Raw genomic sequence first — 26,075 nt, forward strand, 5'->3', positions numbered from 1 at the left:
TGTTCAAGGGCGACACCAACTGGCGCAAGATCAAGACGGTCGAGAGCGAGACCTACAAGTGGAACATGGGCTCGACCTATGTGCAGAACCCACCCTACTTCGAAGGCATGAAGCAGCAACCTGAACCGATCGTCGATGTCGTCGATGCACGGATTCTCGCACTGTTCGGCGACAAGATCACCACCGACCACATCTCGCCGGCCGGCTCGATCAAGCTGACCTCACCCGCTGGCAAGTATCTGTCGGAGCACCAGGTGCGCCCGGCCGATTTCAACCAGTACGGCACGCGCCGTGGCAACCACGAAGTCATGATGCGCGGCACCTTCGCCAACATCCGCATCAAGAACTTCATGATGCAGGGCGCCGACGGCAACGTCCCGGAAGGTGGCATGACCAAGCACTGGCCCGACGGCGAGTCGATGTCGATCTACGACGCCGCGATGAAGTACCAGGCCGAGCAGGTGCCGCTGGTCGTGTTCGGCGGCGCCGAATACGGCAACGGTTCGTCGCGCGACTGGGCAGCCAAGGGCACGCGTCTCCTCGGCGTTCGCGCCGTGATTACCGAGAGCTTCGAGCGCATCCATCGCTCTAACCTCGTCGGCATGGGCATTCTGCCACTGACCTTCGAGAACGGTTCGTCGTGGAAGAAGCTGGGTCTCAAGGGCGATGAGAAGGTCACCATCCGTGGCCTCCAGGGCGACTTGAAGCCCCGCCAGCAGCTCACCGCGGAAATCGTGTCGGCCGACGGCTCGCTGCACAAGGAAACCCTGCTCTGCCGCATCGATACGCTCGACGAACTCGAATACTACCGCAACGGCGGCATTCTGCATTACGTGCTGCGTCAACTCGCAGCCTGACGCCCACACGTGGGTGTGACGTAGTGCCTCACTGCGAAGTGAGTGGCTAGTGAACAGAAGGCGGCCTATGAAAGGCCGCCTTCTGGTGTTTGAGGGCATGAACGTGTTAGCGACACCAATGTGCGACACCGCCTGTTATGTGTCCCACCTCGAGCGTGGCAAAACCTCATGAAACCCTTTGGCAGCATATCGCAGTGGACCGGCGCACTTGGCGTGTGCGCTGCCATCGCAGCAAGCGGTAGCGCGCTGGCCCAGCCCCGGGCCGTGCTGGAGTTGTTTACCTCGCAAGGTTGCTCGTCCTGCCCGCCCGCAGACAAGATCATCGGTGACCTCTCCAAGGACCCGTCCGTGATCGCATTAAGTATGCCGATCGATTACTGGGACTACTTGGGCTGGAAGGATACACTGGCCGACTCGCGTTTCAGTGCGCGTCAGAAAGCCTATTCGCAGATGCGCGGCGATCGCGACGTCTACACGCCACAAGTCGTCGTCAACGGCGCCACTCAGGTGATCGGCAGCGATGTCGATCGTATCAAGGGCGCGATCAGCGAAACCAAGAGAGGCACCGTGATGACGGTGCCGGTGTCGATGTCGGTCTCGGGTAAACACGTCAACGTGTCCGTTGCCGCATCGACTACTGCGTCGGATACGGCGCATGGCGAAGTCTGGATTTGCTCGGTGGCGAAAGCTGTGCCGATCACGATCGGTCGCGGCGAGAATCGCGGCAAGCAACTCACCTATTACAACGTCGTTCGAAACTGGCTGAAGGTCGGCGACTGGACGGGCAACGCCGCCAACTGGACGCTGCCGCTGGAGAACATCTCCAGGGATGGAGTCGATGCCGCCGTCGTCTATGTGCAAGACGGCACGCGCGACAAGCCCGGCGCGATGCGCGGCGCAGCCTATACGTCGCTGCAGTAGTTTTAATCTCTCGTCATAAACGATCTCGTCATTCCCCGACACTCCAACTGGAGTGTCCAAGGGCGAACGCAGCGACGGCTGTGCGCGACCCCGGAATCTCGAAGTAATAGAACCGGCGTCGCACCATGGTCCCGCTTGGCGCAGGACGGCATCAGACGTGTCTTGCTTTAGGCGATCGGCCGGGTTCGCGCTTTCGTCGCCCTTGCTGACCACACCGCGCCCCGGAAATAACAGAGTGCATCCACCAAAAAGAAAAGGACCAACTTGCGTTGGCCCAGTGGGGATTAACTTCCTGCGCAGGGTCCGATCCCAACGACCGCGGGGGGCTGGGGGCTGAGGAATCCGAGACCGGAAGAACCGGACCCGACGCAGTAGCTTCTTGTCGCAATCCAGAAGGGCGCCCGATGGGCCAAAGTTTGGCGGCAATAAGATTCGACTGACGTTCCCGTGACGGCAAATTTCTACCATCAGGCTCGCGGATCGGCCCTTGCAGAGGACTGCGGTCAGCGCGATCATGTCGGGGATGTGACAGGAGGCGCCGCATGACTGTGATTCCGGGAGATACCGAACCGAGCGAGAATCGCGCGGCGACGGGCTCTGCCGCCGCCGCACTTGTCGTCAGCTTCAATCGCCTTGAGCTCAGCCGCATCCTCAACCTGTATGGCCGTATGGTCTCCGACGGCGAGTGGCGGGATTACGCCATCGACTTCCTGCGTGACCGCGCGGTGTTCTCAGTGTTCCGCCGCTCGTCGGAAGTGCCGCTATACCGCATCGAGAAAGATCCGCGATTGGTGCGCAAACAGGGCATGTACAGCGTGATTTCAGCTGGTGGCCTGATTCTGCGCCGGGGGCACGAACTCGACCGCGTGCTGCTGGTGATCGATCGCAAGCTGGCGGTGGTCTAGATCGATTCGCGAATCGTCAAGGCAGCGTGCGGGCTCCGTCCCCCAGCGCAAGCTGCATCGAGACGGTGTCGAGCCAGCGGTCGAATTTGAAGCCGACGTCGGGATGCACTCCGATCATCTGGAAGCCGGCATTGCGGTGAACCGCGATGGAGCCGGCATTGGCGCTGTCGCCGATCACGGCGACCATCTGGCGATAGCCGCGGCTCTCGCATTCGGCAATCAGCCGCGCCAGTAGCTTGCCGCCAATGCCCCGCCGCTGGGCTTTCGGATCGAGATAGATCGAATTCTCGACGGTGAAGCGATAGGCCGGTCGCGGGCGATGCGCGCTGGCATAGGCATAGCCGACGATCTGGTCCTCCTGTGCAGCCACCAGATAGGGATAGCCACTGTCGATCAGCGCCTCGAAACGGCGGGCCATCTCGGCCAGATCTGGCGAGAGCAGTTCGAAGGTGGCCGTGCCGAATCGCACCGCTTCGTCATAGATCGCAGTGATCGCGGGCAGATCTGCCGCCGTGGCGGGCCTGATTTCGATATCGGACATGGCACGGAGACTATTTTTGCTCCGTCCAAAAGAAAAGCCCCGGCCTTTCGGCCGGGGCTAAGATCTTCTCTATGTTCCGAGGCTTATTCGCGCTGTCCGAGCAACTGGAGCAGCAGCGTGAACAGGTTGATGAAGTTCAGGTAGAGCGACAGGGCACCGGTGATCGCCGCGCGCTCGGCAATATCGCCGCCCTGCGAGGCGTAACCGTAGATGTAGTCGTTCTTCAGGCGCTGGGTATCGTAGGCGGTGAGGCCGGCGAAGATCAGCACGCCGACAACCGACACGATGAACTGCAGCATCGACGACGCCACGAAGACATTCACGAGGCTCGCGATGATGATGCCGAACAGGCCCATCAGCAGGAACGACCCCATGCCCGTCATGTCACGCTTGGTGGTGTAGCCATAGAGGCTCAGCGCACCGAACGAGGCAGCGGTGATGAAGAACACCCGCACGATCGAGGTGTGCGTGTACACCAGGAAGATCGACGACAGCGAGATGCCCATCAGAGCCGAGAAAGCCCAGAACAGCAACTGCGCGGTGGCCGGCTTCAGCCGGTTGATGCCGAACGAGATGGCGAACACCATGACCAGCGGCGCCAGGATGAACACCCACTTCAGGGGGCTCACGAACATCGCGTAGCCGAACGGCGTCAGGTAGGAGCTACCGATCCGGGCCGCGGCGCCCGAGGGGTCCGTGGTCACGGCTGCCATGTATACACCAAGAGCAGCCAGGCCGGTGATGGCCAGACCGATCGACATGTAATTGTAGATGCGCAGCATGTAGGAGCGCAGTCCGGCGTCCACGGCAGCGGCATCGCGCGCGCCGACCCGGCCGAAGGGGGAAGCATAGTTACGGTCTAGATCCGACATGGTCGAAACCTCGATGTTGTCCGGCTGATCGCAAAGGGTTCGCGTCGCCGGTTCGAATTGTATCCCAGATATCTACGCCCCTGACACTAAATTCGATTTCATAAAAAATCGATGTCATCTGCGTTCGATGTCTGACCCAAAGGGTATGTGGTAAACTAACACATTCGCTGCAAGCTTCCACGCGTGGCGGAATGTCGCTCCGATTTGCATTCAGGCATCCCGGTAAACTTTCAGCCTGACGCAAGCTTGGCGGTTTCGCAGCCTTTCTGCACGAATCAGCCCGCCCAAAGGCTGCTTCGTGTCAAAACGGGTCACAAATTACGCAACACGGTGGCAGGCTTCTGATTCAAGGCTACCAGCGTACCCGCCAGACCCAGCCCGACTGTGACAATTAGCGCCGCCAGAACCACACCTGCCGCGCTACCGGCCTGCCAGACGAAACTCAGCGTCATCAGACGCGTGACGATCAGCCACGCCGCCACTGAGCCGGCGATGACGCCAAACACCGCCGTGGCCAGGCCAATCATGAGATATTCAAGTGCATAGGCACCCAGCAGCCGCACGCGCGTGGCACCGAGGGTCTTGAGGATCACAGCGTCGTAAACGCGATGCCGGTGGCCGGCGGCCAGCGCGCCACCGAGCACAAGGATCGCCGACAGCAACGTCACTGCGCTGGTACCCCGGATCGCCAGTACAAGGTTTGTGACAACCGATCCCACCGTATCGAGCGCTTCCCGGACCCGCACGGTGGTGATCATCGGGAATGCGTCGGCGACCGCCTTGACCAGACCGGCATCCTGGGACGGATCGGACTTCGGTTCCGTCAGCGTGGCGATATGGGTATGCGGCGCACCGCGGAAGGTATTGGGCGAGAACACCAGCACGAAGTTGATGCCGAGGCTCTGCCAGTCGACAGACCGCATGTTGCCGATCCTGGCGGTAATATCGCGGCCGAGCACGTTGACCACGACCTCGTCGCCGAGTTTGAGCCCGAGCCCATCGGCCAGCTTCTTCTCGAACGACACCAGTGGCGGCCCGCTATAGCCGGGCCCCCACCATTCGCCTTCGACCAGCTTGGAGCCGCGCGGAACCTCATTGGTGTAACTGAGGCCGCGGTCGCTCTGCAGCACCCATTCGGCGTCGGACGATGGCTTGAGGTCTTCCGCCTTGACGCCGCGTGCGGCGACGATCCGGCCGCGCAACATCGGCACGTCCTCGACGATCGACTGTGGCTGCTTCTCCTTGAGAAACGCGCTGAAGCGGTCGGCATCGGTTGAGGGAATATCAATGAAATAGAACGAAGGCGCCTTTTCCGGCAACGCCGCCATGAACTGCCGGCGCAGATTGCCGTCGATCTGGGTGACGGTCACCAGCACCGTCAGGCCCAGTCCCAGCGACATCACCACCGAGGGCGTCAGCGCGCCGGGCCGGTAGATATTGGCAATGGCCAGCCGCAGCATGGTCATACTCGGCCGCGGTAATTTGCGCGCAAACCCCATCAATGCGCCGGCGATACCGCGCAGCAAGGCGAACACGACCATTGACGACACCACGAATACGGCAGCGACACGCTTGTCGTAAGCGAGCCCGACCACCACCGCAATCAGCAGCCCGACCACGAGAGCCATCCAGAGCATGTAGCGCAGCTTCGGCCGGTGCGATTCCGTCAGCGCCGCATCACGAAACAGCGCCGCAACCGGCACGTCGTGTACGCGGGCCAGGGGCCACAGGCCGAAGGCCAGCGCCGTCAGCAGCCCGTACAGCAGCGACAGCGCCAGCTCATCGAGATGAAGCGCCGGCACCACCGGCAGCGGCAGCAGCTTGCCGAACAGGCCGACAATGACAAACGGCAGGGACGCACCGACCACCAGGCCGATCAGCGAGCCGATCACCGCCAGCACCAGCACCTGCGTGAGATAGATCGCGAACACGTCACGGCCGGTCGCGCCAAGCGCTTTCAACGACGCGATGACGTCGCGGCGGCGATCGATATGGCTCTTCACGGCATTGGCGACACCGACGCCGCCGACCAGCAGTGACGCGAGGCCAACCAGCGTCAGGAACTGGGTGAAGCGCGTGATGGTGCGCTCAAGCTGCGGCGAAGCGTTGTCGCGCGAACGGATTTCCCAGCCGGCTTGCGGCAATTGGGCACGCGCATCGTCGGCCAGCGCCTTGGCAGCGCGATCGCCGGAAACCGTGTCCGGCAGGCGAACGCGGTAGATCCAGCGCACCAGACTGCCTGGCTGCAGAAGCTGGGTGGCGCGCAGGGCGTCCTCGCTGGCGAGGAACCGCGGCGCGAAACCGACACCGCCCGCGAGCTTGTCAGGCTCCGCTGAAATTTCGCTGCGAATCTGGAACGTCGCATTACCGACCGTGAGGCGGTCACCGACCTTGAGGCCGAGCCGGGCCATCAATGTCGTATCCGTCGCGGCGCCATAGGCGCCGTCGCGTTCGGCGAGCAGATCGCTCATCGGCATGTCCGGCGTCAGGGTCGCCTTGCCGAGCAAGGGATAGCTGCTATCGACGGCCTTGATCTCGACAAGCGCAAGATTGCCGTCCGGCGCACGTGCCATGCCGCGCAGCGTTGCGGCAACCGACACTGCACCGCGTGCGCGCAAGAAGGCGAGCTCTTCCGGCTTGGCCTCACGCTGCATCAGCGAGAATGCCACGTCGCCGCCGAGCAGCGTACGGCCTTCGCGCGCCACGCCCTCGCCGAGACTTGCCGCAACCGAGCCGACGCCGGCGATGGCCATCACACCCAGCGCGATGCAGGCGATGAAAACGTAGAAGCCGCGCAGGCCACTGCGCATCTCGCGGAAAGCGTAACGCAGCGCCAACGACGGGCCACGACTATTTGGAACAGTATCGGTGATGACGGTCATGCGATCAGGCCGTCTCGACCCAGTTGCGCTCGGTGGCGGCCCCATCGATCCGGCCGGAGCGCAACCGCACCACGCGGTCGCAGCGATGCGCCAGCGTATGGTCGTGGGTCACCAGCACCAATGTCATGCCGCGCTGGGCGTGCTGCGCGAACAGCAGATCAACGATCTGGCCGCCGGTGGATTCATCGAGATTGCCGGTGGGCTCGTCGGCGACCAGGATCGCAGGGTCCGGCGCCAATGCGCGGGCCAACGCAACGCGCTGCTGTTCACCGCCGGAGAGCTGGGTTGGATAGTGATGCAGACGGGCGCCAAGACCGACTGCTTCCAGCTCGCGCGCCGCACGGCCGGTCGGATCGGGATGACCCGCCAGCTCCAGCGGTACCGCGACATTCTCCAGCGCCGTCATGGTCGGGATCAGGTGAAAGGACTGGAAGACGATGCCGACGTGGCGGCCACGAAACCGCGCCAATCCGTCCTCATCGAGATCATTGAAAGAGGTACCGTTGACCACCACCTGACCTGAGTCAGGACGCTCTAGCCCCGCCATCACCATCAGCAGCGTGGACTTGCCGGAGCCCGACGGGCCAATCAGCCCGATCGCTTCACCAGATCCGACGCGCAGGCTGATATCCTTGAGGATATGCACGCGCGCGGCGCCGGTGCCGAGCGAGAGGTTGATGTTCGAGATTGAAATGGTGTCCGGCGAAACGCCGGCCGATGATGAGGCTTCAATGAAAGTATCCATGCGAGCTTCATATGGCACTTCATTTGCGGCGGTCGAGGGGCTGCTACGCACGTTTATGTGGCTTCTCGCGGCAGGTCTAATGGTCGCACTTCCGATTCCCACCGCCACGGCACAGGCGGCTGCCGCCGGCGCCGCCAAACCGGTCAAACTGGTGGTGCTGGGCGATTCACTGAGCGCCGGTTACGGGCTGCCGGCTGCGGCTGCATTTCCCGTCCGGCTACAAAAGGCCCTGAAGGACAGGGGGATAGAGGTCGAGATGATCAATGCCGGCGTATCCGGGGATACCACCTCAGGCGGTCTCGGGCGGCTCGACTGGTCGGTGCCCGAGGGGACGCAAGGTGTGATCATCGAGCTCGGCGCCAACGACGCGCTCCGCGGCACCGATCCGAAGGTCCCGCGTGCGGCACTCACCGAGATACTGACGCGGCTGAAGGCCCGCAACATCGCCGTGTTTCTCTGCGGCATGGTGGCACCGCCGAACTACGGCGCCGATTATGCGGAAAAGTTCAATTCGATATATCCGGATCTCGCCAGACAATTCGGCGTGCCGCTCTATCCGTTCTTTCTCGAAGGCGTCGCCGGGGACAGCAAACTCAACCAGGCCGACGCAATGCATCCGACAGCGGAGGGCGTCGACATCGTCGTGAAAAACATCCTGCCCAGCGTCGAGGCATTTGTCGGCACGATCGCCGGGCAACGCAGTTGAGAAACAGGCAGCCTCAACCTTAATGACGGTTTTTCACGGAACCTTCATGCACCGAGCGCGGCATCTGCTTCGCAGAGTCACAGAAGTCGGGTAAAAAAAGACATCGGTGATTCGTCACCGGCTCGTTTGTTCGGGCATGATTTTCGCCGAGGGGTGCGGGCGTGCGTAAGCACACCGTAGTCAGCACCTTTCGGCGAAAATCGCGCCCCGGCAAAGAGGAGCTGACTATGCCGCGTTTGTTCGCCGGACTGGAGATACCAGCCGAGATCGGCCAGACATTGGCCAATTTGCGTGGCGGCCTGCCAGGCGCACGCTGGATCGATCCTGAAAATTATCATGTCACGTTGCGCTTCATCGGCGACATCGATGGCGTCTCCGCCAACGAGATCGCCGATCTGATGTCACGCGTGGAGCGCAGGCCGTTCGAAGTCGCGGTCCGCGGCCTGTCCAGCTTCGGCGGCAAGAAGCCCCGCGCTGTCGTCGCCTCGGTGGATCCGAGTCGTCCACTGCTTGAACTGCAATCCGAACTGGAACGGCTGGTGCGCCGTTGCGGGCTCGAGCCCGAGGGCCGTAAATTCACGCCGCATGTCACACTGGCCCGGCTGCGCGATTCCTGCGACCGCGACGTCGCCGACTATCTTTCGGTGCGCGGCTACTTCCCGACGAAGATCTTCACCGCCTCGCGCTTCGTGCTGTTCTCCTCGCGGGCCTCCACGGGCGGCGGACCTTATCTGGTCGAGGATTCCTACGCGCTCTGCGCATGAGCGCATATCCGCATCGACCAATTCGCATCTTGCATTTTCCGGACACATGGGGCCGTTAGGGCCCCATGTCGTCCAGCCCTCCGCAATCCTTCCGCGAACAATATCAAGCCCTCGTAGCCTCCGGCGCCATTGAGGCCGACCCGGCGCAGGCCGGCGCCGTCGAGGCCATTGCCGCGCTCGATGCCGCGCTATCCACCTACAGGCCAGCGCGCAAGCAAGGCTTCTTCGGACGCCTGTTTGGCGACAAGGATGCGCAGCCACCGCGCGGTCTTTACGTCCACGGCGAGGTCGGTCGCGGCAAGACCATGCTGATGGACCTGTTCTTCGAAGCCAGCTCGGTCTCGCACAAGCGTCGCGCGCACTTTCACGAATTCATGGCCGACACCCATGAGCGCATCTACAGTTTCCGCCAGAAAATCGCGAGCGGCGAGATCCCGGAAGGCGATGTCATCGCGCTGACGGCGAATTCGATCTTCGATGAAGCGTGGCTTTTGTGCTTCGACGAATTTCATGTCACCGATATCGCCGATGCGATGATCCTCGGCCGTCTGTTTGCACGACTGTTCGAACTCGGTACCATCGTCTTCGCAACATCCAATGTCGAACCGGTCAATCTCTACAAGGGCGGTCTCAACCGCGCACTGTTTTTGCCGTTCATCAAACAGATCGAAGATCATATGGAAGTGCGCAAACTGGATTCGCGCACCGACTATCGATTGGAAAAACTGGCCGGCGTAAAGAGCTGGCTGGTGCCGGACGATGATGCAGCAAAGGCCGCACTCGACAAAGCCTGGGCGAAGCTCACGGGCGGCGCACCCGCCAGGTCGCGCGACATTTCGATCAAGGGACGCACGCTGCATGTCCCTCTGGAGGCCCAGGGCGTTGCACGCTTTTCATTCGGCGACCTCTGCGAGAAGCCGCTCGGCGCGTCCGACTATCTGAAACTGGCGCACGACTATCACACGCTCTTCATCGAACATATTCCGATGATGGACTATGGCGACCGCAACGCCGCCAAGCGCTTCATTGCACTGATCGACACGCTCTATGACAATGCCGTGAAGCTGATGGCCTCGGCGGCCGGTGAACCGCACGCGCTCTATCTGGCGAGTGAAGGGTTCGAAGCCATGGAGTTCGCGCGGACCGCGTCGCGCCTGTTCGAGATGGGCTCGGAAACATATCTGGCCCTGCCCCATGGCCGCAGCGATTCCACGGCGTCAGGCGCCACCACGGGCCTGGTCGAAACCTGACGCGCGATCAGATCGATATCAAAGCGGAATCGGTACTTTCGCAAGCGATTCCAATTTCCGGTTTGCTCATAATAATTTGCATTGCAGGCCGGCGCTCGACAATTGGGCAGGCCCCGACTTGAACGGTGTCCGCGAAAGGGATAACCAGCCTGTCAGCATTTCCTGCTCCCTCCCTACCCCTTCGGGCTTAAAGGATAGATTTCCCATGGCGCGTAACAAAATCGCATTGATTGGTTCTGGTCAGATCGGCGGAACGCTCGCTCACCTCGTTGGCCTGAAAGAACTCGGCGACGTCGTGATGTTCGACATTGCGGAAGGTGTGCCGCAGGGCAAATCGCTCGACCTCGCACAGTCCTCGCCGGTTGACGGCTTCGACTCCAAGCTGACCGGCGCCAACTCTTATGAAGCAATCGAAGGTTCGGACGTCATCATCGTCACTGCCGGCGTGCCGCGCAAGCCGGGCATGAGCCGCGACGACTTGCTCTCGATCAACCTCAAGGTGATGGAGCAGGTCGGCGCCGGCATCAAGAAGTATGCCCCGAACGCCTTCGTGATCTGCATCACCAACCCGCTCGACGCGATGGTCTGGGCGCTGCAGAAGGCCTGCGGTCTTCCGGCGAATAAGGTGGTGGGGATGGCGGGCGTGCTGGACTCGGCGCGCTTTCGCTACTTCCTGGCCGATGAATTCAACGTGTCGGTCGAGGACGTCACCGCCTTCGTGCTCGGCGGCCACGGCGACACCATGGTTCCGCTGGTCAAGTATTCGACCGTTGCCGGCATCCCGCTACCAGATCTGGTGAAGATGGGCTGGACCTCGCAGGCCCGCATCGACGAGATCGTCGACCGCACCCGCAACGGCGGCGCCGAGATCGTCAACCTGCTGAAGACCGGCTCGGCCTTTTACGCGCCGGCTGCGTCGGCCATCGCCATGGCCGAGAGCTACCTCAAGGACAAGAAGCGCGTGCTGCCCTGCGCCGTGCACCTCAACGGTGAATACGGCGTCAAGGACATGTATGTCGGCGTTCCTGTCGTGATCGGCGCCAAGGGCGTCGAGCGCATCGTCGAGATCGAGCTCCTCGGCAAGGACAAGGAAGGCTTCGACAAGTCGGTGGCTTCGGTGGTCGGCCTGATGGACGCCTGCAAGAAGATCGCGCCCGACCTGCTCGGTTAAGATCAGGCTCACCTCACCGGCACCCTAGGGGTGCCGGTTTTGCATTTGACGACATTGGCAAACACTGCAACGAACCCCTCAGCCAATTCGTCCGTCACGCGGAATTATCGTCACTTTGACTTGCCGCATGCTTGGTATACGGTATGCCAGTTCAAAGAAAACGACGTGAATTCCAAGTTCACCAACCGGGGTTCGGGAGCGACTTATGAATATCCATGAATATCAGGCGAAGGCCGTGCTGAAGGAATTCGGCGTGCCCGTTTCCAAGGGCGTGCCGATCCTCAAGGCCGAGGAAGCCGAAGCTGCCGCCAAGCAGCTCGGCGGTCCGTTGTGGGTGGTGAAGAGCCAGATCCATGCCGGCGGCCGCGGCAAGGGCAAGTTCAAGGAAGCCTCGGCCGGCGACAAGGGCGGCGTCCGCCTCGCCAAGTCGATCGACGAGACCAAGCAGTTCGTCAAGGAAATGCTCGGCGCGACCCTCGTCACTGAACAGACCGGCCCCGCCGGCAAGCAGGTCAACCGGATCTATCTGGAAGACGGCTCGGACATCGAGAAGGAATTCTACCTCTCCCTCCTCGTCGACCGTGAAACCTCGCGCGTCGCTTTCGTGGTCTCCACCGAAGGCGGCATGAACATCGAGGACGTCGCGCACAACACCCCGGAAAAGATCGTCACCTTCTCGGTCGATCCGGCCACCGGCGTCATGGGGCATCACGGCCGCACGGTTGCGCAGGCGCTGGGCCTCAAGGGCGATCTCGCCAAGCAGGCCGAGAAGCTGGTGGCGCAGCTCTACACCGCCTTCATCGCCAAGGACATGGACATGCTGGAGATCAATCCGCTGATCATCTCCAAGCAGGGCGAGCTGAAGTGCCTCGACGCCAAGATGTCGTTCGACTCGAACGCGCTGTATCGTCACCCGGAAATCGTCGCGCTGCGCGACACCACGGAAGAAGACGCCAAGGAAATCGAGGCGTCGAAATATGACCTCGCTTACATCGCCCTCGACGGCACCATCGGCTGCATGGTCAACGGCGCCGGCCTCGCAATGGCCACCCTCGACATCATCAAGCTCTACGGCGAAAGCCCGGCCAACTTCCTCGATGTCGGCGGCGGCGCTTCCGAAGAGAAGGTGACCGCGGCGTTCAAGATCATCACCGCCGATCCGAACGTGAAGGGCATCCTGGTCAACATCTTCGGCGGCATCATGAAGTGCGACGTCATCGCTGCCGGCGTGGTTGCCGCGGTGAAGGCCGTCGGCCTGCAGGTGCCACTCGTCGTCCGCCTCGAAGGCACCAATGTCGAGGAAGGCAAGAAGATCATCCGCGAATCCGGTCTCAACGTGCTGCCCGCCGACGATCTCGACGACGCCGCGCAGAAGATCGTCAACGCTGTGAAGGGAAAGTAAGTAGATGTCCGTCCTGATCGACAAGAACACCAAGGTCATCTGCCAGGGCTTCACCGGCAAGAACGGCACCTTCCACTCGGAGCAGGCGATTGCCTATGGCACCAAGATGGTCGGCGGCACCTCGCCGGGCAAAGGCGGCTCCACCCATATCGGCCTGCCGGTGTTCGACACCGTGGCCGAGGCCCGCGACAAAACGGGTGCCGATGCGTCGGTGATCTATGTGCCGCCGCCGGGCGCCGCAGACGCGATCTGCGAAGCCATCGACGCGGAAATCCCGCTGATCGTCTGCATCACCGAGGGCATTCCGGTGCTCGACATGGTGCGCGTGAAGCGTTCGCTGTCCGGCTCCAAGTCGCGCCTGATCGGGCCGAACTGCCCGGGCGTCGTCACCGCCGGTGAATCGAAGATCGGCATCATGCCGGCCAACATCTTCAAGCCCGGCAGCGTCGGCATCCTGTCGCGCTCCGGCACGCTGACCTATGAAGCCGTGTTCCAGACCACCCAGGCGGGCCTCGGCCAGAGCTCGGCCGTCGGCATCGGCGGCGATCCGGTCAAGGGCACCGAATTCATCGACGTGCTCGAGATGTTCCTGGCCGACCCCAAGACCACCTCGATCATCATGATCGGCGAAATCGGCGGCTCGGCAGAAGAAGACGCGGCGCAGTTCATCCGTGACGAAGCCAAGCGCGGCCGCAAGAAGCCGATGGTCGGCTTCATCGGCGGCGTCACCGCCCCTCCCGGCCGCCGCATGGGCCATGCCGGCGCCATCGTGTCGGGCGGCAAGGGCGACGCCCAGTCGAAGATCGCAGCCATGGAAGCCGCCGGCATCCGCGTCTCGCCGTCTCCGGCACGCCTCGGCACCACGCTGGTGGATGTGCTGAAGGGCTGAGACTAGCTCGACAGAGATGAGAATAAGAAAGGCCCGCTCGAAAGAGCGGGCCTTTTGCGTGCGGGACGCTTGATATCAACTGGGTAGGGAAACGACTGGTGCCCAGGAAAGGATTGCGCGGCCTGCCCCCTAGCCGTTGATTTACAGGGGAATTTTCTAACGGATATTTGGATTGTTTACCAGACCTGTGACGGCCCGACCGTCGCGAGGGGCGCGCGAGGCTAGCGATACAGCCTGGTAAGCTTGTCGTTGTATTAATTTAATGGACCGATATTGCTTCTCGCTGCAGTGGGGCAACCGCTGGTTGACGTAGCGAAGGCAGATTAACTTGTTGGTAACCTTTGATAATTGGATTAACGGCCGGGAGATCACCGCGCTGGGGACGAATGCTGGGGCACAAGCCCTCCCGTTCCAAGGCTGGCGAAACTTTAAAGAGGCGTTCGCTCCGGAGTTAATTGCTAGGGCCGTCTCTGAAAGTCCTATCCGCGTCAAAAGATGCATCGATCCTTTCTCAGGTTCCGGCACCACCGCGCTCGCCTGCCAGTTTTTAGGCATCCACCCCACGTTCATTGAAGTGAATCCGTATTTGGCGGATCTGGCCGAGGCTAAAGTCTCCCGCTACGATGTGCCTTCACTCACGCGAGATTTCTCGAAGCTTGTGCGGAAGGCAAATGGCATTTCGCGAGCCGCTAGGGTTGTCTTTAGCGGTCTACCCCCGACATTTATTGAGCCTGGCCACAATGGCCGCTGGATCTTCGATCGCGGTGTAGCGGACCGACTCGCCGCTTATCGCATTGCCCTGAAGGACATCAGGGATCCGATCAATCGACGTCTCTTTCGAGTTCTGCTCGGCGGAGTCGTGGTGGAAGTGAGTAATGTCATTGTAAGTGGCAAAGGCCGCCGCTACCGACGCAATTGGGAAGACCAAAGAAAAACGGCTCGGCATTTGGACGAAGCATTCTGCGCCGCTGTAGAGATCGCAGTCGGAGACATTGTTCGTCACGGCACGAGAAGGGAAATGGACTACAGCCTCTTCCGCGGCGATTGTCGAAGCATTTTGAAGAAGCGAAGAGCACAATACGACCTCGCCGTTTTCTCGCCTCCTTATCCCAACTCTTTCGACTATACCGATGTGTATAATGTAGAACTGTGGGCGTTAGGTTACCTGAAAACACCCAACTCCAATACCGAGCTCCGCACTTCCACATTGTCATCGCACGTTCAAATCAGAAGAGAGTTCCCTCCTGCCCCGAAGGGCTCGCCAGCTCTTGCGACTGCGCTCGAGCGTCTCGAAGACGTGAGAGATGAGCTGTGGGACAAGTCAATTCCTGAGATGGTCGGTGGCTACTTTGCAGATATGGCAACGGTGATCGATAGCCTATGGAGCCGACTGACTAAGGGAGCGCAAATGTGGATGGTGGTCGGTGATAGCCGGTATGCCGGCGTCTCAATTCCGGTTGGAATGATACTAGCCCAACTTGCAGAACAGTCGGGTAAAACCGTTGTTAATCATGAGCCATTTCGTTCAATGAGATCGTCTCCGCAGCAGGGAGGACAGCAGAGCCTCTCCGAAACACTTTTAGTGCTCAGCCGTTAGCTTTAGAACCATACTTGACCGCTCTTAAAGCTTTCGAAGAATTGTGCACACGATAACGCCTCAAAAAGATGGCGTTGCCAGTCGCAATCGACTGTATCGGCTTAAAGCATTCATCATCGTTACAATGATCTGGCTTTCTCATGTCATAGCAACATAGAACACCAACTTCCGAAGCGTTCTGTGTTTTGTATGCCACGGCCTGCAACACGCCATCTTTGATTGCCTGTTCGCTAACCGTCTGTGAAATTGAACGACCCGATGAAGAAAATGACTTTAGAACTTTCAGCTCTAGCACCGCCCGACACAGCCAACCTTCCCCTTGCCTGGACATCATTAGCAAATCGCATCGTCCTTCCGTTCCCGAGACTTCGAACTTCACCACGATACTTCGCCAGAACACGACACTAAGCGCGGTTTTCAACCATGCTTGAAAGAATGCCTCAGCATTCTCTCTGGGGTGATACTTCGATGCCGCCTTCCACGGATCTAGAATATCCAAAGTCGCATCTGGAGTTACAAAGTTCTGCAGATGAAATGTATTCAACACTTGATCTAAGGTATCGAAGTCAAACGCAACATCTGAGACCGCAAACTTTACGACACGCGTCTCGTCATTCAATCCGTTGGGGTAAAATCGGATTTCGCGGTCCGTGCCGGCTGGATTGTATACGCATGCAGCCATCGATCCGAGCTTTAAGTCCATCACTTTCTGAAAAGCTTCGGAGGTTCCGGAAGTGGGAAGATCGAGTGCATAACCGCTGACAAATGTAGCCGGCGAGATCCACAGCTTTCCGACTAACGAGCGCGAACCGTCGTCAATTATTGGCTCATGCTTCGCACCGATCGAGTTCGCAAGCTCGCGAGGGCGGTCAGAGATCAGAAAGATCGCGACGTTCTTTTCGTCATTTACAGCATCTGAATTCTGAATTCTGAGACCGATCACCTTTGCGAGGGCTTGGATGGCTATTGTTATTGTTGAAGCATCTAGATCTGGCTCGGCTCCGAAGAACTGTTTTGCAATGCCAGAGAGCTGATCAACATTCGTTGCACCAAACGGAGATGGATCGCCTACTGCGACCAGCTCTTTAGGCGGCAGCTGTGGTTGCTCAGGGTTCTGAAACATCGCCCCTGCAGTGCCGGCCTCAGCATCCTCGGGAGTCTCCACAGAGACCTCTCCGTCACTTTTCTGTTCAAACGGCTGCATTTGCTCTCCGCTCTAGAAGATGCATGTAGAGCTGCAGCTTGTCGCCTCGTGACATCCGCACCCCACGCGGAGACACCCGCTCGAAGTATTGCGCGGCAGACGCGCTGTAGTTGGCGATCTGCCACTCTGAGAAATCAATTACGTCCCCAGTCCCCGTCCGTTGATCCGACCACGTGACGTCCTGGAAAACTAGTTGTTCAACGGGAGTTTTCAGTCGTGAGCTTGCGAAAGCGAGCCTCCGAAAGAAGTCTCTTGTCGCACGCTCAGATTCAAACGCATCGGAAAACTCAATTACGCTCTTCGCGCGCCTGTCATTTAGCGCGAACGCCCCCTCCAGCCTCCATCGACCGCGCTCCTTAACGTGTCCCACGTTATGAACGGATGCGATACCGAGCCCAACCAACCGATCAAGCTCGCGTTGAAGGTCTGGGTAGAACGGTCCGCCGCTCCGCTTTAAGATCTTTCCGTCAAAGCTGTGTTCCGACCAAACTGGCGCAAGAATATTCGCCAGGAACGCAAGAGCGTGGAATCGCGATACTGGGATTGGCGTAAGATCTGCGGCCTCACATGCATCAAGCAGGAGGACCAGTCTCAAGCTATTAGAAAGCGAAGTCCTCCCCTCAAAAGCCATGCTATGGCCTCCGTCCCTTGACGATGTTGTCAAGGAACTCCGCATACTTCGCTCTATCGGCACGCATCGCTGCGTTGGCTGCCGCGTCACTTATGAGATCGACAATTCGCTCTCGACGGTTCTTCTGTCCAGTAATCCCAGAGATAAACGCTGAAACAAAATGCCGACTAGGTAAGTAGGATGTGACGATAACCCTGTTCAGCTTGTTAGAATTAGCGAAGGCCGCCAACTGGTGCCCCGCTCGAGTCGCAAAAAGAAAATCTAAAGACGCCTCGGGAGCGTCTACTATTAGTGAAGCCGCCCCCCTTGGCGCAACCACAGTCATCAGGGCCATACGGAACGCCAGATCCACAAACTCTGCCTGAGACTGAGATACAGAGTCAGGACCTTCTCGAACCATCAACCCAGCGACTGAGCCTCCTGTCATCGCCAATCGGAAAACTGGAAATGCGAACGTGGCCAATCCCTGTGCCACGCGCTCCTGTATTGTTTGGTAAACTAAAACAGCCTCTTCTTTTACAAAGAGCGTTATGAACCGTTGGAAAGCGCCCGCGATTCTATCCTGCAACTGCTGAACGTTTTCGGTGACTTGCGCTGTCTTTCTCTGAAACTTCTGCGCTGCCTTATCCCGCTTCAAACTATCGCTGCGAAGAATATTGTCGAGAAGGCCTATCTCTGTTTCAGCGTTGGAGAGCGCTGCCCGTTCCGCGGGCATTTTCTTTAAGAGCTGGACGATCTCCTGATCAATATCAATCGACCTTCGTCGCAAGTCTTCGTATTCATTCTCAAGCTTCGCGAACTCTGCAATCGACAAGCTTTCTTTGTGTTCAGCATCCGCCATTTGCTGTTCTGATAGACGAAGCTCTTTCTCAAGCCTTTGAATGCGAGCAACGTCAAGCTTTGAAAACGATATCTCCTTCTCGGTTAAGGCATGTACGGACCCGCAGATTGGGCATTTTCCTTCGTCTATGCGTTTCTCCAAGTCATCGGCATTTGGTGCAGGATCGGCGCCACAGACTAAACATTGATGCTCCGCGAGCAGATGCGCGACGATATAGTGTGCTGTTTGATTGGAGGGCTCGAACCAGTGCTTTAGCGATTGCATTTTTATTCGCTCAAGCTCGCGAACAGATGCCTCTCGCGCTTCCGCTGCATTCAGCTTTCCTAAACGAGCTTCTCGACGTTCCTTGTCAGAGCGAATACGAAGACTACCGATTTTATCTAGTTGATCCCTCGTGGCATTTGCCTCTGCCTGTTTTATTCGGAGCGCCGCCTCAACATCCTGAAGCTTTTGAACGCGTGTCGAGGCACTCTCCTGCTCCTTCTTTCGTCGAGAGATGACATTATAAGTATTGCGATACGCGCTATCAGCCGAGATCAGCTGTTGCTGCGCAATGGCTAGTTTCGTAGCTTCTTCCGGCGGCAAAACAAGGACGCGGAATATCTGTCTTTGGGCAGTCTTATCCCAAACCAGACTCCGACGATCTTCGAGCATAAACGTTAGATAACGAAGAACAATCAAAGCATCAAAGAATGTATCAACGCCAAAACAGGTCGCTAATGCGGCTTGATACCTTTTCTCGTCGTCATCTATTGCGATCTGGTCTCGCCCGATAGATACCGAAACCAAGCTTAGATCAGACAGGCGCCTTTGAACGAGTAAGGTCTTTGAGCCGAACTTGACCACTAGTTTTGCAACAGCCTCTTTTGCGCCATCTGCAACGCGCAGCGCAAAGTAAGACCGATCTCGCTTGTCGAACTTCGATGCCTCTGGGCGGATTTGGCCAAGTTCTTCATCCGATCGACCAGATGGGAGGTCAAAGGGCCCTGTTAGCATTCTCAAAAGAAGGCCAACCATCGTTGATTTGCCAGAGCCATTAACTCCGACAATTACAGTTTGACCCGCATTGAAAGTGACAACGAAGGGATGAGCATAGGATGAAGGAAAAAGGCCGTAGTTCTGTATGGTAAGCGTCTGAAATACAGGAAATGAAATCATTGGCTCACAGATGATCACACCGAGACATGTCCGCGGTACTATATGCAAGTTGTAGCTTCGAACACAAGCTCCACGAGCCTAAGATGCGTCTTCTCCTTTAAATAGCAGAGGGAAGTCAGACTTCGAACTGAATCGATCAGCGATGACTGTAAGTTTTGCCTCATCGACGTGGAATTTCTCACGAAAGATTTGAACTACATGCTGCGGCGCGGGATCAACAATTGTTATTTCCGGAATGCTTGTGCGATTGGCAAATGCGCGCTCAAAGAGGTTGATACTCTGCAGATCCGTTTTTGGGAACGAATAGCCAATTACGAGCAATCTGTCCGTTTCTGCTATTGCTCTCTCTGCTGTTGACCAAAGCTTCGAGAATAGCGATCCGAAAAATTCATAGCTCTTGTTTCGCACTGGCGGTATGATCAGTGGCATTGTCGCTAATCCTTCGGCACTGCTGACACCATCCATTCTGTGAGGAGCCCGCAGTCGCGTTCTTATGATCACTCTCCCCGGGGACGCCGGACGCCCTCCAACGTCCAGAAAGTTCGGTGGATAGTAGCCGTAAGAGTAAGGTTGATAGCCCGGAATGTATCTGCCTGCGTAGCAGGGATAGGGCACAGTCGCCTTTTCGAAAATGTGAAGCGTGTCGCCTGGAAGATCATGCCCCGCGACAATCTTTCCTTGCCCATCTGTCGTTGTATATCCGGTTAGCCAGTTCGTTGAGCCGTGGAGCTTGATAAGATTTGGCCAGTTGCGAGGCCCTTCGACTTCGTTTGGATCTCTCCACCCATCTGAAAATATTTTCCTCGGACGAACATCATAACCGCCATCCACGGACCAAGCAGTCTCGCTAGACAATGCTCGATCCATTAGTGTGTCCCAATTAAACGTGATGATGGAATCATCCGGATTGATGTGCCTTGCTATCAGCTTGTGAGCCTCAGATATCGGCCCGTTCTGGATCTCATTCAAAACCGCCGTAAAGAGAAAGATCAGTTCGTTGAAAGCCTTATACGGCAGCATCCAATTGCCGGGATCATTGGTCTTTAACGCTTCATCTCTGTGAGACTCAATCTCTGAGTGCAGGAGCTCGATGTCTATCCCTGCTCTGAGGAATACATTTGGATCGACACCCTTAGTTTCAATGAGAAATTCAAACAGTCCATCTAAGAGAACCCAGGGCGCACCCTTGATCTTTAGCTTGTCGAATGTCTGGAAGAAGTCGAGAGCAAGCGGCATAAGCACGCCAGTGGGTGATTCCGTATAGCTTTTTGATGCCCCAGCTCCCAGTAAAACAACCTGCATCTCCACCTCCAAACATTGGATGCTTTTCAACAATTTGATCTTACAAGTTCTCTATTGAGCTAACTCAATTGATTTTCTTCGCCCTCACGACCGGGATCGCGATCATCCAGAATGTTGGCTTGAATAGCTAGAGATAGATCAACAGCTGCGGCCCAATCCTTGTAGCCTCAAAGACCGATGCTATGGGCCTCTTACTCTCTGTATCCGCGCAGATGAACCAGAGATGAGCGTTCTCCAAGCTCGGCCAAAATCTGCTGAGGGCTAAAAATCTGAGACGTCACCTTAGAGAGCAGCGGAAAGCAATTCCCCCGGTGTGGTAGATGCGATCAACATAAAATCATTAGCAGAGCCATCGCATCAATCGCTGGGAGCTGCACTCCAATGCTGAGTCAAAATGACTCGCTACTCGTACATTTACGAGCGAGTCATCGCCTAACTACGGTGTCGACGGTCGATGACTAAGTTGTGGGATGTTTCGCACGCTTGAGTAGTGCGTGGTGAAGGGCGGATGCCTGACTGCCTCGGACCGAAAAAGCAAAGGCCCACTCGCGAGAGCGGGCCTTTTGTATTTGGTAGTCTACCTGTCATTCCGGGCGGCACGGAGGCGACTGGATCGAGCCCGGAATCTCGTCCTGCGACTCACATCGGGATTCCGGGTTCGCGTCCGGCAAGAGCCGGCCGCGCCCCGGAATGACGGCGTGGGATGGGTCGTCGCGCAGCTAACTTATGCCGCCTGCATTTGCTTCTCGCCCAGCAGCGGGAGGCCTTCCTCGATGGGATATTTCGGATCGCGCGACCATTCGTTCCACGAACCGAAATACATCCGCACATCCGCAACGCCGGCATTCTTCAGCGCCAGGAACGTGTTCGAGGCGCGCGCCCCCTTGAAGCAGTAGAGATAGACCGTGGTCGACGGCGTGATGCCGACGGTGGCGCATTCGGCCAGGATCTCGTTCTTCGACTTGAAACGCGGACCTTCCGGTGTCGGCTTCATCATGCGGTACCACTCGATCCAGACGGCACCGGGAATGCGGCCCATGCGCGGGCAGAAATCCCGGCCATAGGGCGAGGAGCTTTCGCCGATCCATTCATCGACATCGCGCACATCGAGCAGCGCGATCGACGGATTGCCGAGCGCGGCCTGCATGGTGGCGGCATCGATCAGGATCGAACCGGCTTCCGGCTTGACTGCGAAGGACGCGGGCTTCGGCGCCGGCACGTCGGTGGTGGTCGGCAGGCCCTTCATGGTCCAGGCCTCATAGCCGCCATGCAGCACCTTGATCTTCGGGTAGCCGAGGAATTCCAGCAGGAAGTAACCGCGGCAGGACTGGCCGAAGCCGGAATTCATCGACTGTTCGTAGATCACCGCGGTCTCGCTGCCGGAGAGACCGGCGCCGCCGAAGGCCGCAGCGAATTTGGTCTTCAGCTCATCCATGCCTTCCGGCGTCGAGGTGGCGAGGAACGTAAAAATCTCATGGAGATTGACGGCGCCGGGGATATGCCCGGCTGCATAAGCATCGGGATTGCGCGTGTCGATGATGACACACGGTTCGGATGTCATGAACGTGACGAGGTCGTCTGCGGATATCAGAACTTCAGCCATTGAAAGCCTCCACTGTGTTGAACCGTTGTGCTGGATCGCCTGTGGTTTCGCCGTGACGTAAGTGAGGTTGTCTGATGGATCATTGACGTGAACCATTGGCGTGATCGTGATCACTTGCATGATCGGGATCACGCCCCGCCCTGGTCTCCCGGATATTCGCGCGCATTGTCTGCGAGCATTTTTCTGAGTTGCTTGGTGGCGGGGGTGACGATCGCCACGAAGTAGGATTCACGCAGGCGCCGCTGGGCGCGGTGCGATTTCAGATAGCCGCGTGCGCCACAATGCAGCATCGCCGCATGGGCTGCGGCCACCGCGGCATCGCCGGCGCGCAGGCGCAGTTCGGCGACGCTGCGCCAATAGGCATTGCCGGTCTCATAGGGCGTGGCCGCGAGCATCATCGTCTCGGCTTCCATCTTCGCCAGAAGCCCGGCGAAATCCTCGGGCTGCTGCGGCAGGAAGCAATTGACGTGGGCAAGCGACGGGCGGACCCCCTGCATGATGGCGACGCAATCCCTGATGAGTCCGAGGCCCATGCCCATCTGCATCAGGATGAAGCCGGCGCGGATGTTCTTCACGAATGGCATCGCCGGCGCGGCGAGGACCTGATCGTCGGGGATGAAGACGTCGCGGAATTGCACGGCATAGGTGCCGGTGCCATCCATGGCGAGGAACGGCTTGCACGGCGTCAGCGAGAGATTCGCATCGGCGCAATCGGCGAGGAACATCACCTTCTCGCCGGAACCGTCATCGAGTTCGAAGATGGTGCCGAACATGTGGTCGGGGCCGAGATTCGACACCCAGGGCAGCGCACCGCGCACGATATAGCCGCCATCGGTCCTGCGGCCTTTCAGCTTCAGCTTCTCGATGCCGAAGAAGCTCTTCATGGGATTGGACAGGCCGGTGCCGCCGAGCAGCCTGCCGCTCGCGGCATCGCCGAGATATTTCGCCTTCAGCGCGGCGTTATCGGAATTGAGGATGTACCAGACCAGCGTGTTCTGGCACCACGCCATGAAGGCGGTGGAGCCGCAGGTCTCGCCGATGGCAGAGATGCCGGCAATGGTGGCGCGCAGATCCGCGTGAGCGGACCAGGCGCCGACATCGCCGAGATGGCGCAGCGCCCGGTCGGGATAGATCGTGCCTTCGTCGATCTCCAGGGCGATCGGTGACAGATCGGTGCGCGCGACGGCGGCGATCCGTTCGATGAGAGATGATGAGTCGTCCGTCACCTCAACGGCGTCAGATTTCCGCAGCACAGCCGTCGTGGTCATGTCGATCTCCGTCACGCGCAAGGAAGAGAGAGACTGCGGCCGCATCGCTGCGGCCGCGCGAACTCAGATCAGGCAGAGACTTCGAGATTGACCGGGCGCGTGAAGGTGTTGGCGACGGGCGACCATTTCTTGACGTGATCAATCAGCGCATCGATCTCGGCCTGCGGCACGCCTTCGCATTCCATGTCGACCTTGATGCGCACATCGGTGAAGCCGACGGGCTTCTCGCTGATATCGCCGGTGCCCCAGACCGCGGTGATGTTGAGATCGCCCTCGAGCTGCAGTTCGAGCTTGTTGACGGTCCAGCCGCGATGCACGGCATTGGCGTGCAGGCCGACGGCGATGCAGGAGCCGAGCGCGGCCAGTGAGGCTTCCGAGGGATTGGGCGCGGTGTCGTCGCCGAGCAGCGCCGGCGGCTCATCGACGATGTAAGGCGGCAGGTTGCGGATGTAGTTGGCGTGGCGGAACTTGCCCTCGGCGACGGTCTTGCACTTCAGCGTCTTGATGACGTTGGGATTGGCCTTGCCGTTGGCGATGAGCTGTTCGAGCCCGCCTTTGTCGATCGGCGCGAGGCAGCCGGTCAGGGCGGTTTTGGCGGCAACAGCGGTCATTTGGTTTTCTCCCTGGGAATCTAGAAAGATACAGAACGTTCTGTAGCTTTGCAGGATGTGTGCCAGCCGGGAGGGATTGCGAAAGCCGCGTATTTTCAGTGGGTTGGGTCGATGGCCAAAAATGAGGCGTTGGCGACTTTGCCACTTAGCGCGCCAGAACGCCGATTCCCCGCTCGAATATTGGTCAGGAACCGATGATCGCTTGCGCCCTGCGCGCCGCATGACATATGACAGGACATGACCGATGCGATCCCGCAGGCTGTCGAAGGCAATGTTCCGCAGGTGTCGCCGCGCGACCGGCTGATGGATGCGGCGACCAGGCTGTTCTGCAAGAACGGCATCAATGCCACCGGGATCGACGCCATCGTCAGCGAGGCCGGCACGGCCAAGACCACCCTCTACAAGAACTTCAAATCCAAGAACGAGCTGGTCGAGGCCGTCCTGGAATCGGAAGGCAAGGTCTGGCGCGGCTGGTTTATCGCCGCCATCGAGCGCCCCGCGACGCCCCGCGAAAAGCTGGATTCGATCTTCCCCGCGCTGAAAAAGTGGTTTGGCGAAGAGGGTTACACCGGTTGCGTGTTCATCAACGCGGTCGGCGAACACCCCAAGGACGAGACCCGGCTGCGGGATCTCGCCCTGCGCCACAAGTCGTTCGTCCTGTCCCATATTGCAGGGCTGGCCCGCGCTGCGGGCGCCAAGAAGCCCGAGTTCCTGGCCCACCAGATCGGCCTGCTGATGGACGGCGCCATCGTCGCGGCCATGGTGACCCGCGACCCCAGTGTGGCCGACGCCGCCGGAATGGCCGCAAATGCCCTGCTGGACGAGGCCTGCGGGCCCATTCGCGTGCGGCGGACCCGGCGCAGCGGATTGCAGGGCGGCGCCGCCGCCCTGGCCAAGGAAGACCTCAGCGTGGTCGACTGAAATTGCACCGCACAAAGAGTTGACGAAATATTCAGTTCTTCGTGTTTTTCAGGGCGCACATTCGTACTAAATAGGTTAGAAGGTCGCTCGACTTTAGGCCTGATCCAACGACGGGTCGGCCCCCGCCAACACTTTCCGCGCGACGCCAAATCAGGACGCCAACATGTCTCGCCAGGACGCGAACGCCGCCTTTGCACTCTCCTCGTTTCTGCAGGGGGCAAACGCCACTTACATCGACGAACTCTATGCCCGTTTCGAAAAGGACCCCTCCTCGGTGGATGCCGAGTGGCAGGAGTTTTTCAAAAGCCTGAAGGACTCGCCCGCCGACGTTCAGAAGAACGCCGAAGGCCCGTCCTGGGAGAAGGCCAACTGGCCGCTGACGCCAAAGGACGACCTGACCTCCGCCATGGACGGCAACTGGGCCCAGGTCGAGAAGGTCGTGGGCGCCAAACTCGCTGCCAAGGCACAGAAGCCCGGTGCCGAAGCCTCCACCGGCGACGTCAACCAGGCGACCCGCGACTCCGTGCGCGCGCTGATGCTGATCCGTGCGTTCCGCATGCGCGGCCACTTCCACGCCAATCTCGATCCGCTCGGCATCGAAGGCCAGAAGGATCACGAGGAACTCGATCCGCGCTCCTACGGCTTCACCGACGCCGACTACGACCGCAAGATCTTCCTCGATAATGTCATCGGCCTCGAATACGGCACGCTGCGCGAGATCGTTGCGATCCTGCAGCGCACCTACTGCCAGACGCTGGGTGTCGAGTTCATGCACATTTCCAACCGGGCGCAGAAGGCCTGGATCCAGGAACGCATCGAAGGCCCGGACAAGGAAATCAGCTTCACCCCGGAAGGCCGCCGCGCCATCCTGATGAAGCTCGTCGAGGCCGACGGCTTCGAGAAGTTCTGCGACGTCAAGTTCACCGGCACCAAGCGCTTCGGCCTCGACGGCGGTGAATCGCTGATCCCCGCGCTCGAACAGATCATCAAGCGCGGCGGCAATCTCGGCGTGAAGGAAATCGTGGTCGGCATGC

At 59.2% G+C, this 26,075-nt stretch carries 20 protein-coding genes and 2 pseudogenes; 12 read left to right on the forward strand and 10 right to left on the reverse strand.

From position 1 onward, the window contains the following. From ACEK02_RS32730 to ACEK02_RS32740, 3 genes and pseudogenes are all read left to right on the forward strand, one after another. Positions 1-857, forward strand: a pseudogene (locus ACEK02_RS32730) (aconitate hydratase); the annotation flags it as partial. A gap of 168 nt (positions 858-1,025) precedes the next feature. Next, positions 1,026-1,778: a DUF1223 domain-containing protein gene (locus tag ACEK02_RS32735; protein ID WP_371426020.1), complete on the forward strand. Its 753-nt coding sequence runs from the start codon at positions 1,026-1,028 to the stop codon at positions 1,776-1,778. 542 nt (positions 1,779-2,320) lie between these two features. Beyond that, positions 2,321-2,683 carry a DUF2794 domain-containing protein gene (locus ACEK02_RS32740; protein ID WP_371426022.1) on the forward strand — a complete coding sequence of 121 codons (363 nt, stop codon included), beginning with the start codon at positions 2,321-2,323 and terminating at the stop codon, positions 2,681-2,683. Between the two features lie 16 nt (positions 2,684-2,699). On the opposite strand, the gene ACEK02_RS32745 is transcribed toward ACEK02_RS32740, so the two are convergent. The 4 genes from ACEK02_RS32745 to ACEK02_RS32760 form a co-directional block, all read right to left on the reverse strand. After that, complete coding sequence (locus ACEK02_RS32745) at positions 2,700-3,224, reverse strand: N-acetyltransferase family protein (protein ID WP_371426024.1); 525 nt, start codon at positions 3,222-3,224, stop codon at positions 2,700-2,702. A gap of 83 nt (positions 3,225-3,307) precedes the next feature. Beyond that, on the reverse strand, positions 3,308-4,096 hold the full coding sequence (locus ACEK02_RS32750) for a Bax inhibitor-1/YccA family protein (protein ID WP_371426026.1): 789 nt from the start codon (positions 4,094-4,096) through the stop codon (positions 3,308-3,310). A 311-nt stretch (positions 4,097-4,407) separates the two neighbouring features. After that, the gene (locus ACEK02_RS32755) at positions 4,408-6,978 is read right to left on the reverse strand and encodes an ABC transporter permease (RefSeq protein ID WP_371426027.1); all 2,571 of its coding nucleotides are present in this window, start codon (positions 6,976-6,978) and stop codon (positions 4,408-4,410) included. A 4-nt stretch (positions 6,979-6,982) separates the two neighbouring features. Next, on the reverse strand, positions 6,983-7,723 hold the full coding sequence (locus tag ACEK02_RS32760; protein WP_371426029.1) for an ABC transporter ATP-binding protein: 741 nt from the start codon (positions 7,721-7,723) through the stop codon (positions 6,983-6,985). A 79-nt stretch (positions 7,724-7,802) separates the two neighbouring features. Here ACEK02_RS32760 and ACEK02_RS32765 point away from each other — a divergent pair, with 79 nt between their 5' ends. The 7 genes from ACEK02_RS32765 to ACEK02_RS32795 all read left to right on the forward strand — a co-directional run bounded on the left by ACEK02_RS32765 (position 7,803) and on the right by ACEK02_RS32795 (position 15,502). Further along, positions 7,803-8,429 carry an arylesterase gene (locus tag ACEK02_RS32765; protein ID WP_371426031.1) on the forward strand — a complete coding sequence of 209 codons (627 nt, stop codon included), beginning with the start codon at positions 7,803-7,805 and terminating at the stop codon, positions 8,427-8,429. 227 nt (positions 8,430-8,656) lie between these two features. Then, entirely contained in the window at positions 8,657-9,193 is a 537-nt protein-coding gene (thpR, locus tag ACEK02_RS32770) for an RNA 2',3'-cyclic phosphodiesterase (protein ID WP_231078692.1), read from the forward strand. 65 nt (positions 9,194-9,258) lie between these two features. Further along, entirely contained in the window at positions 9,259-10,443 is a 1,185-nt protein-coding gene (zapE, locus tag ACEK02_RS32775; protein WP_371426033.1) for a cell division protein ZapE, read from the forward strand. Positions 10,444-10,648: 205 nt separating this feature from the next. After that, the gene (gene mdh, locus ACEK02_RS32780; protein ID WP_068730094.1) at positions 10,649-11,614 is read left to right on the forward strand and encodes a malate dehydrogenase; all 966 of its coding nucleotides are present in this window, start codon (positions 10,649-10,651) and stop codon (positions 11,612-11,614) included. A gap of 205 nt (positions 11,615-11,819) precedes the next feature. Then, positions 11,820-13,016: an ADP-forming succinate--CoA ligase subunit beta gene (gene sucC / locus ACEK02_RS32785; RefSeq protein WP_371426035.1), complete on the forward strand. Its 1,197-nt coding sequence runs from the start codon at positions 11,820-11,822 to the stop codon at positions 13,014-13,016. 4 nt (positions 13,017-13,020) lie between these two features. After that, positions 13,021-13,905: a succinate--CoA ligase subunit alpha gene (gene sucD / locus ACEK02_RS32790; RefSeq protein ID WP_371426037.1), complete on the forward strand. Its 885-nt coding sequence runs from the start codon at positions 13,021-13,023 to the stop codon at positions 13,903-13,905. Between the two features lie 328 nt (positions 13,906-14,233). Continuing rightward, positions 14,234-15,502 carry a hypothetical protein gene (locus tag ACEK02_RS32795; RefSeq protein ID WP_371426039.1) on the forward strand — a complete coding sequence of 423 codons (1,269 nt, stop codon included), beginning with the start codon at positions 14,234-14,236 and terminating at the stop codon, positions 15,500-15,502. Here ACEK02_RS32795 and ACEK02_RS32800 read toward each other — a convergent pair. The 6 genes from ACEK02_RS32800 to ACEK02_RS32825 form a co-directional block, all read right to left on the reverse strand. Next, positions 15,492-16,706, reverse strand: coding sequence for a hypothetical protein (locus tag ACEK02_RS32800; RefSeq protein WP_371426041.1), 1,215 nt, complete (start codon positions 16,704-16,706; stop codon positions 15,492-15,494). The two genes, ACEK02_RS32795 and ACEK02_RS32800, sit on opposite strands and share 11 nt — an antisense overlap. A gap of 632 nt (positions 16,707-17,338) precedes the next feature. Beyond that, positions 17,339-19,336, reverse strand: coding sequence for an AAA family ATPase (locus ACEK02_RS32805; RefSeq protein ID WP_371426043.1), 1,998 nt, complete (start codon positions 19,334-19,336; stop codon positions 17,339-17,341). Between the two features lie 78 nt (positions 19,337-19,414). Further along, positions 19,415-20,638: a hypothetical protein gene (locus tag ACEK02_RS32810; RefSeq protein ID WP_371426044.1), complete on the reverse strand. Its 1,224-nt coding sequence runs from the start codon at positions 20,636-20,638 to the stop codon at positions 19,415-19,417. Positions 20,639-21,362: 724 nt separating this feature from the next. Further along, a complete protein-coding gene (locus ACEK02_RS32815; protein ID WP_371426046.1) occupies positions 21,363-22,241 on the reverse strand; it encodes a sulfurtransferase in 879 nt (292 codons plus the stop codon). A 128-nt stretch (positions 22,242-22,369) separates the two neighbouring features. Further along, positions 22,370-23,509, reverse strand: a complete 1,140-nt coding sequence (locus ACEK02_RS32820) for an acyl-CoA dehydrogenase family protein (protein ID WP_371426048.1) — start codon at positions 23,507-23,509, stop codon at positions 22,370-22,372. Positions 23,510-23,577: 68 nt separating this feature from the next. After that, positions 23,578-24,120 carry an OsmC family protein gene (locus tag ACEK02_RS32825; protein ID WP_120287621.1) on the reverse strand — a complete coding sequence of 181 codons (543 nt, stop codon included), beginning with the start codon at positions 24,118-24,120 and terminating at the stop codon, positions 23,578-23,580. 237 nt (positions 24,121-24,357) lie between these two features. Here ACEK02_RS32825 and ACEK02_RS32830 point away from each other — a divergent pair, with 237 nt between their 5' ends. Both ACEK02_RS32830 and sucA read left to right on the forward strand, forming a co-directional pair. Beyond that, positions 24,358-25,041, forward strand: coding sequence for a TetR/AcrR family transcriptional regulator (locus ACEK02_RS32830; RefSeq protein WP_371426050.1), 684 nt, complete (start codon positions 24,358-24,360; stop codon positions 25,039-25,041). A 163-nt stretch (positions 25,042-25,204) separates the two neighbouring features. Next, a pseudogene (gene sucA, locus ACEK02_RS32835) lies at positions 25,205-26,075 on the forward strand (2-oxoglutarate dehydrogenase E1 component); the annotation flags it as partial.

It is taken from the genome of Tardiphaga sp. (assembly GCF_041424195.1).
GTDB lineage: Bacteria > Pseudomonadota > Alphaproteobacteria > Rhizobiales > Xanthobacteraceae > Tardiphaga.

What these genes read in the sequence shown, in the direction of transcription:
- ACEK02_RS32745 (WP_371426024.1), bottom strand. Translation starts at nt 3,224, where the DNA reads ATGTCCGATATCGAAATCAGGCCCGCCACGGCGGCAGATCTGCCCGCG.
- ACEK02_RS32825 (WP_120287621.1), bottom strand. Translation starts at nt 24,120, where the DNA reads ATGACCGCTGTTGCCGCCAAAACCGCCCTGACCGGCTGCCTCGCGCCG.
- ACEK02_RS32750 (WP_371426026.1), bottom strand. Translation starts at nt 4,096, where the DNA reads ATGTCGGATCTAGACCGTAACTATGCTTCCCCCTTCGGCCGGGTCGGC.
- ACEK02_RS32800 (WP_371426041.1), bottom strand. Translation starts at nt 16,706, where the DNA reads ATGCAGCCGTTTGAACAGAAAAGTGACGGAGAGGTCTCTGTGGAGACT.
- thpR (WP_231078692.1), top strand. Translation starts at nt 8,657, where the DNA reads ATGCCGCGTTTGTTCGCCGGACTGGAGATACCAGCCGAGATCGGCCAG.
- zapE (WP_371426033.1), top strand. Translation starts at nt 9,259, where the DNA reads ATGTCGTCCAGCCCTCCGCAATCCTTCCGCGAACAATATCAAGCCCTC.
- ACEK02_RS32815 (WP_371426046.1), bottom strand. Translation starts at nt 22,241, where the DNA reads ATGGCTGAAGTTCTGATATCCGCAGACGACCTCGTCACGTTCATGACA.
- ACEK02_RS32735 (WP_371426020.1), top strand. Translation starts at nt 1,026, where the DNA reads ATGAAACCCTTTGGCAGCATATCGCAGTGGACCGGCGCACTTGGCGTG.
- ACEK02_RS32830 (WP_371426050.1), top strand. Translation starts at nt 24,358, where the DNA reads ATGACCGATGCGATCCCGCAGGCTGTCGAAGGCAATGTTCCGCAGGTG.
- ACEK02_RS32810 (WP_371426044.1), bottom strand. Translation starts at nt 20,638, where the DNA reads ATGCAGGTTGTTTTACTGGGAGCTGGGGCATCAAAAAGCTATACGGAA.
- ACEK02_RS32805 (WP_371426043.1), bottom strand. Translation starts at nt 19,336, where the DNA reads ATGATTTCATTTCCTGTATTTCAGACGCTTACCATACAGAACTACGGC.
- ACEK02_RS32755 (WP_371426027.1), bottom strand. Translation starts at nt 6,978, where the DNA reads ATGACCGTCATCACCGATACTGTTCCAAATAGTCGTGGCCCGTCGTTG.
- ACEK02_RS32820 (WP_371426048.1), bottom strand. Translation starts at nt 23,509, where the DNA reads ATGACCACGACGGCTGTGCTGCGGAAATCTGACGCCGTTGAGGTGACG.
- sucD (WP_371426037.1), top strand. Translation starts at nt 13,021, where the DNA reads ATGTCCGTCCTGATCGACAAGAACACCAAGGTCATCTGCCAGGGCTTC.
- ACEK02_RS32740 (WP_371426022.1), top strand. Translation starts at nt 2,321, where the DNA reads ATGACTGTGATTCCGGGAGATACCGAACCGAGCGAGAATCGCGCGGCG.
- mdh (WP_068730094.1), top strand. Translation starts at nt 10,649, where the DNA reads ATGGCGCGTAACAAAATCGCATTGATTGGTTCTGGTCAGATCGGCGGA.
- sucC (WP_371426035.1), top strand. Translation starts at nt 11,820, where the DNA reads ATGAATATCCATGAATATCAGGCGAAGGCCGTGCTGAAGGAATTCGGC.
- ACEK02_RS32760 (WP_371426029.1), bottom strand. Translation starts at nt 7,723, where the DNA reads ATGGATACTTTCATTGAAGCCTCATCATCGGCCGGCGTTTCGCCGGAC.
- ACEK02_RS32765 (WP_371426031.1), top strand. Translation starts at nt 7,803, where the DNA reads ATGGTCGCACTTCCGATTCCCACCGCCACGGCACAGGCGGCTGCCGCC.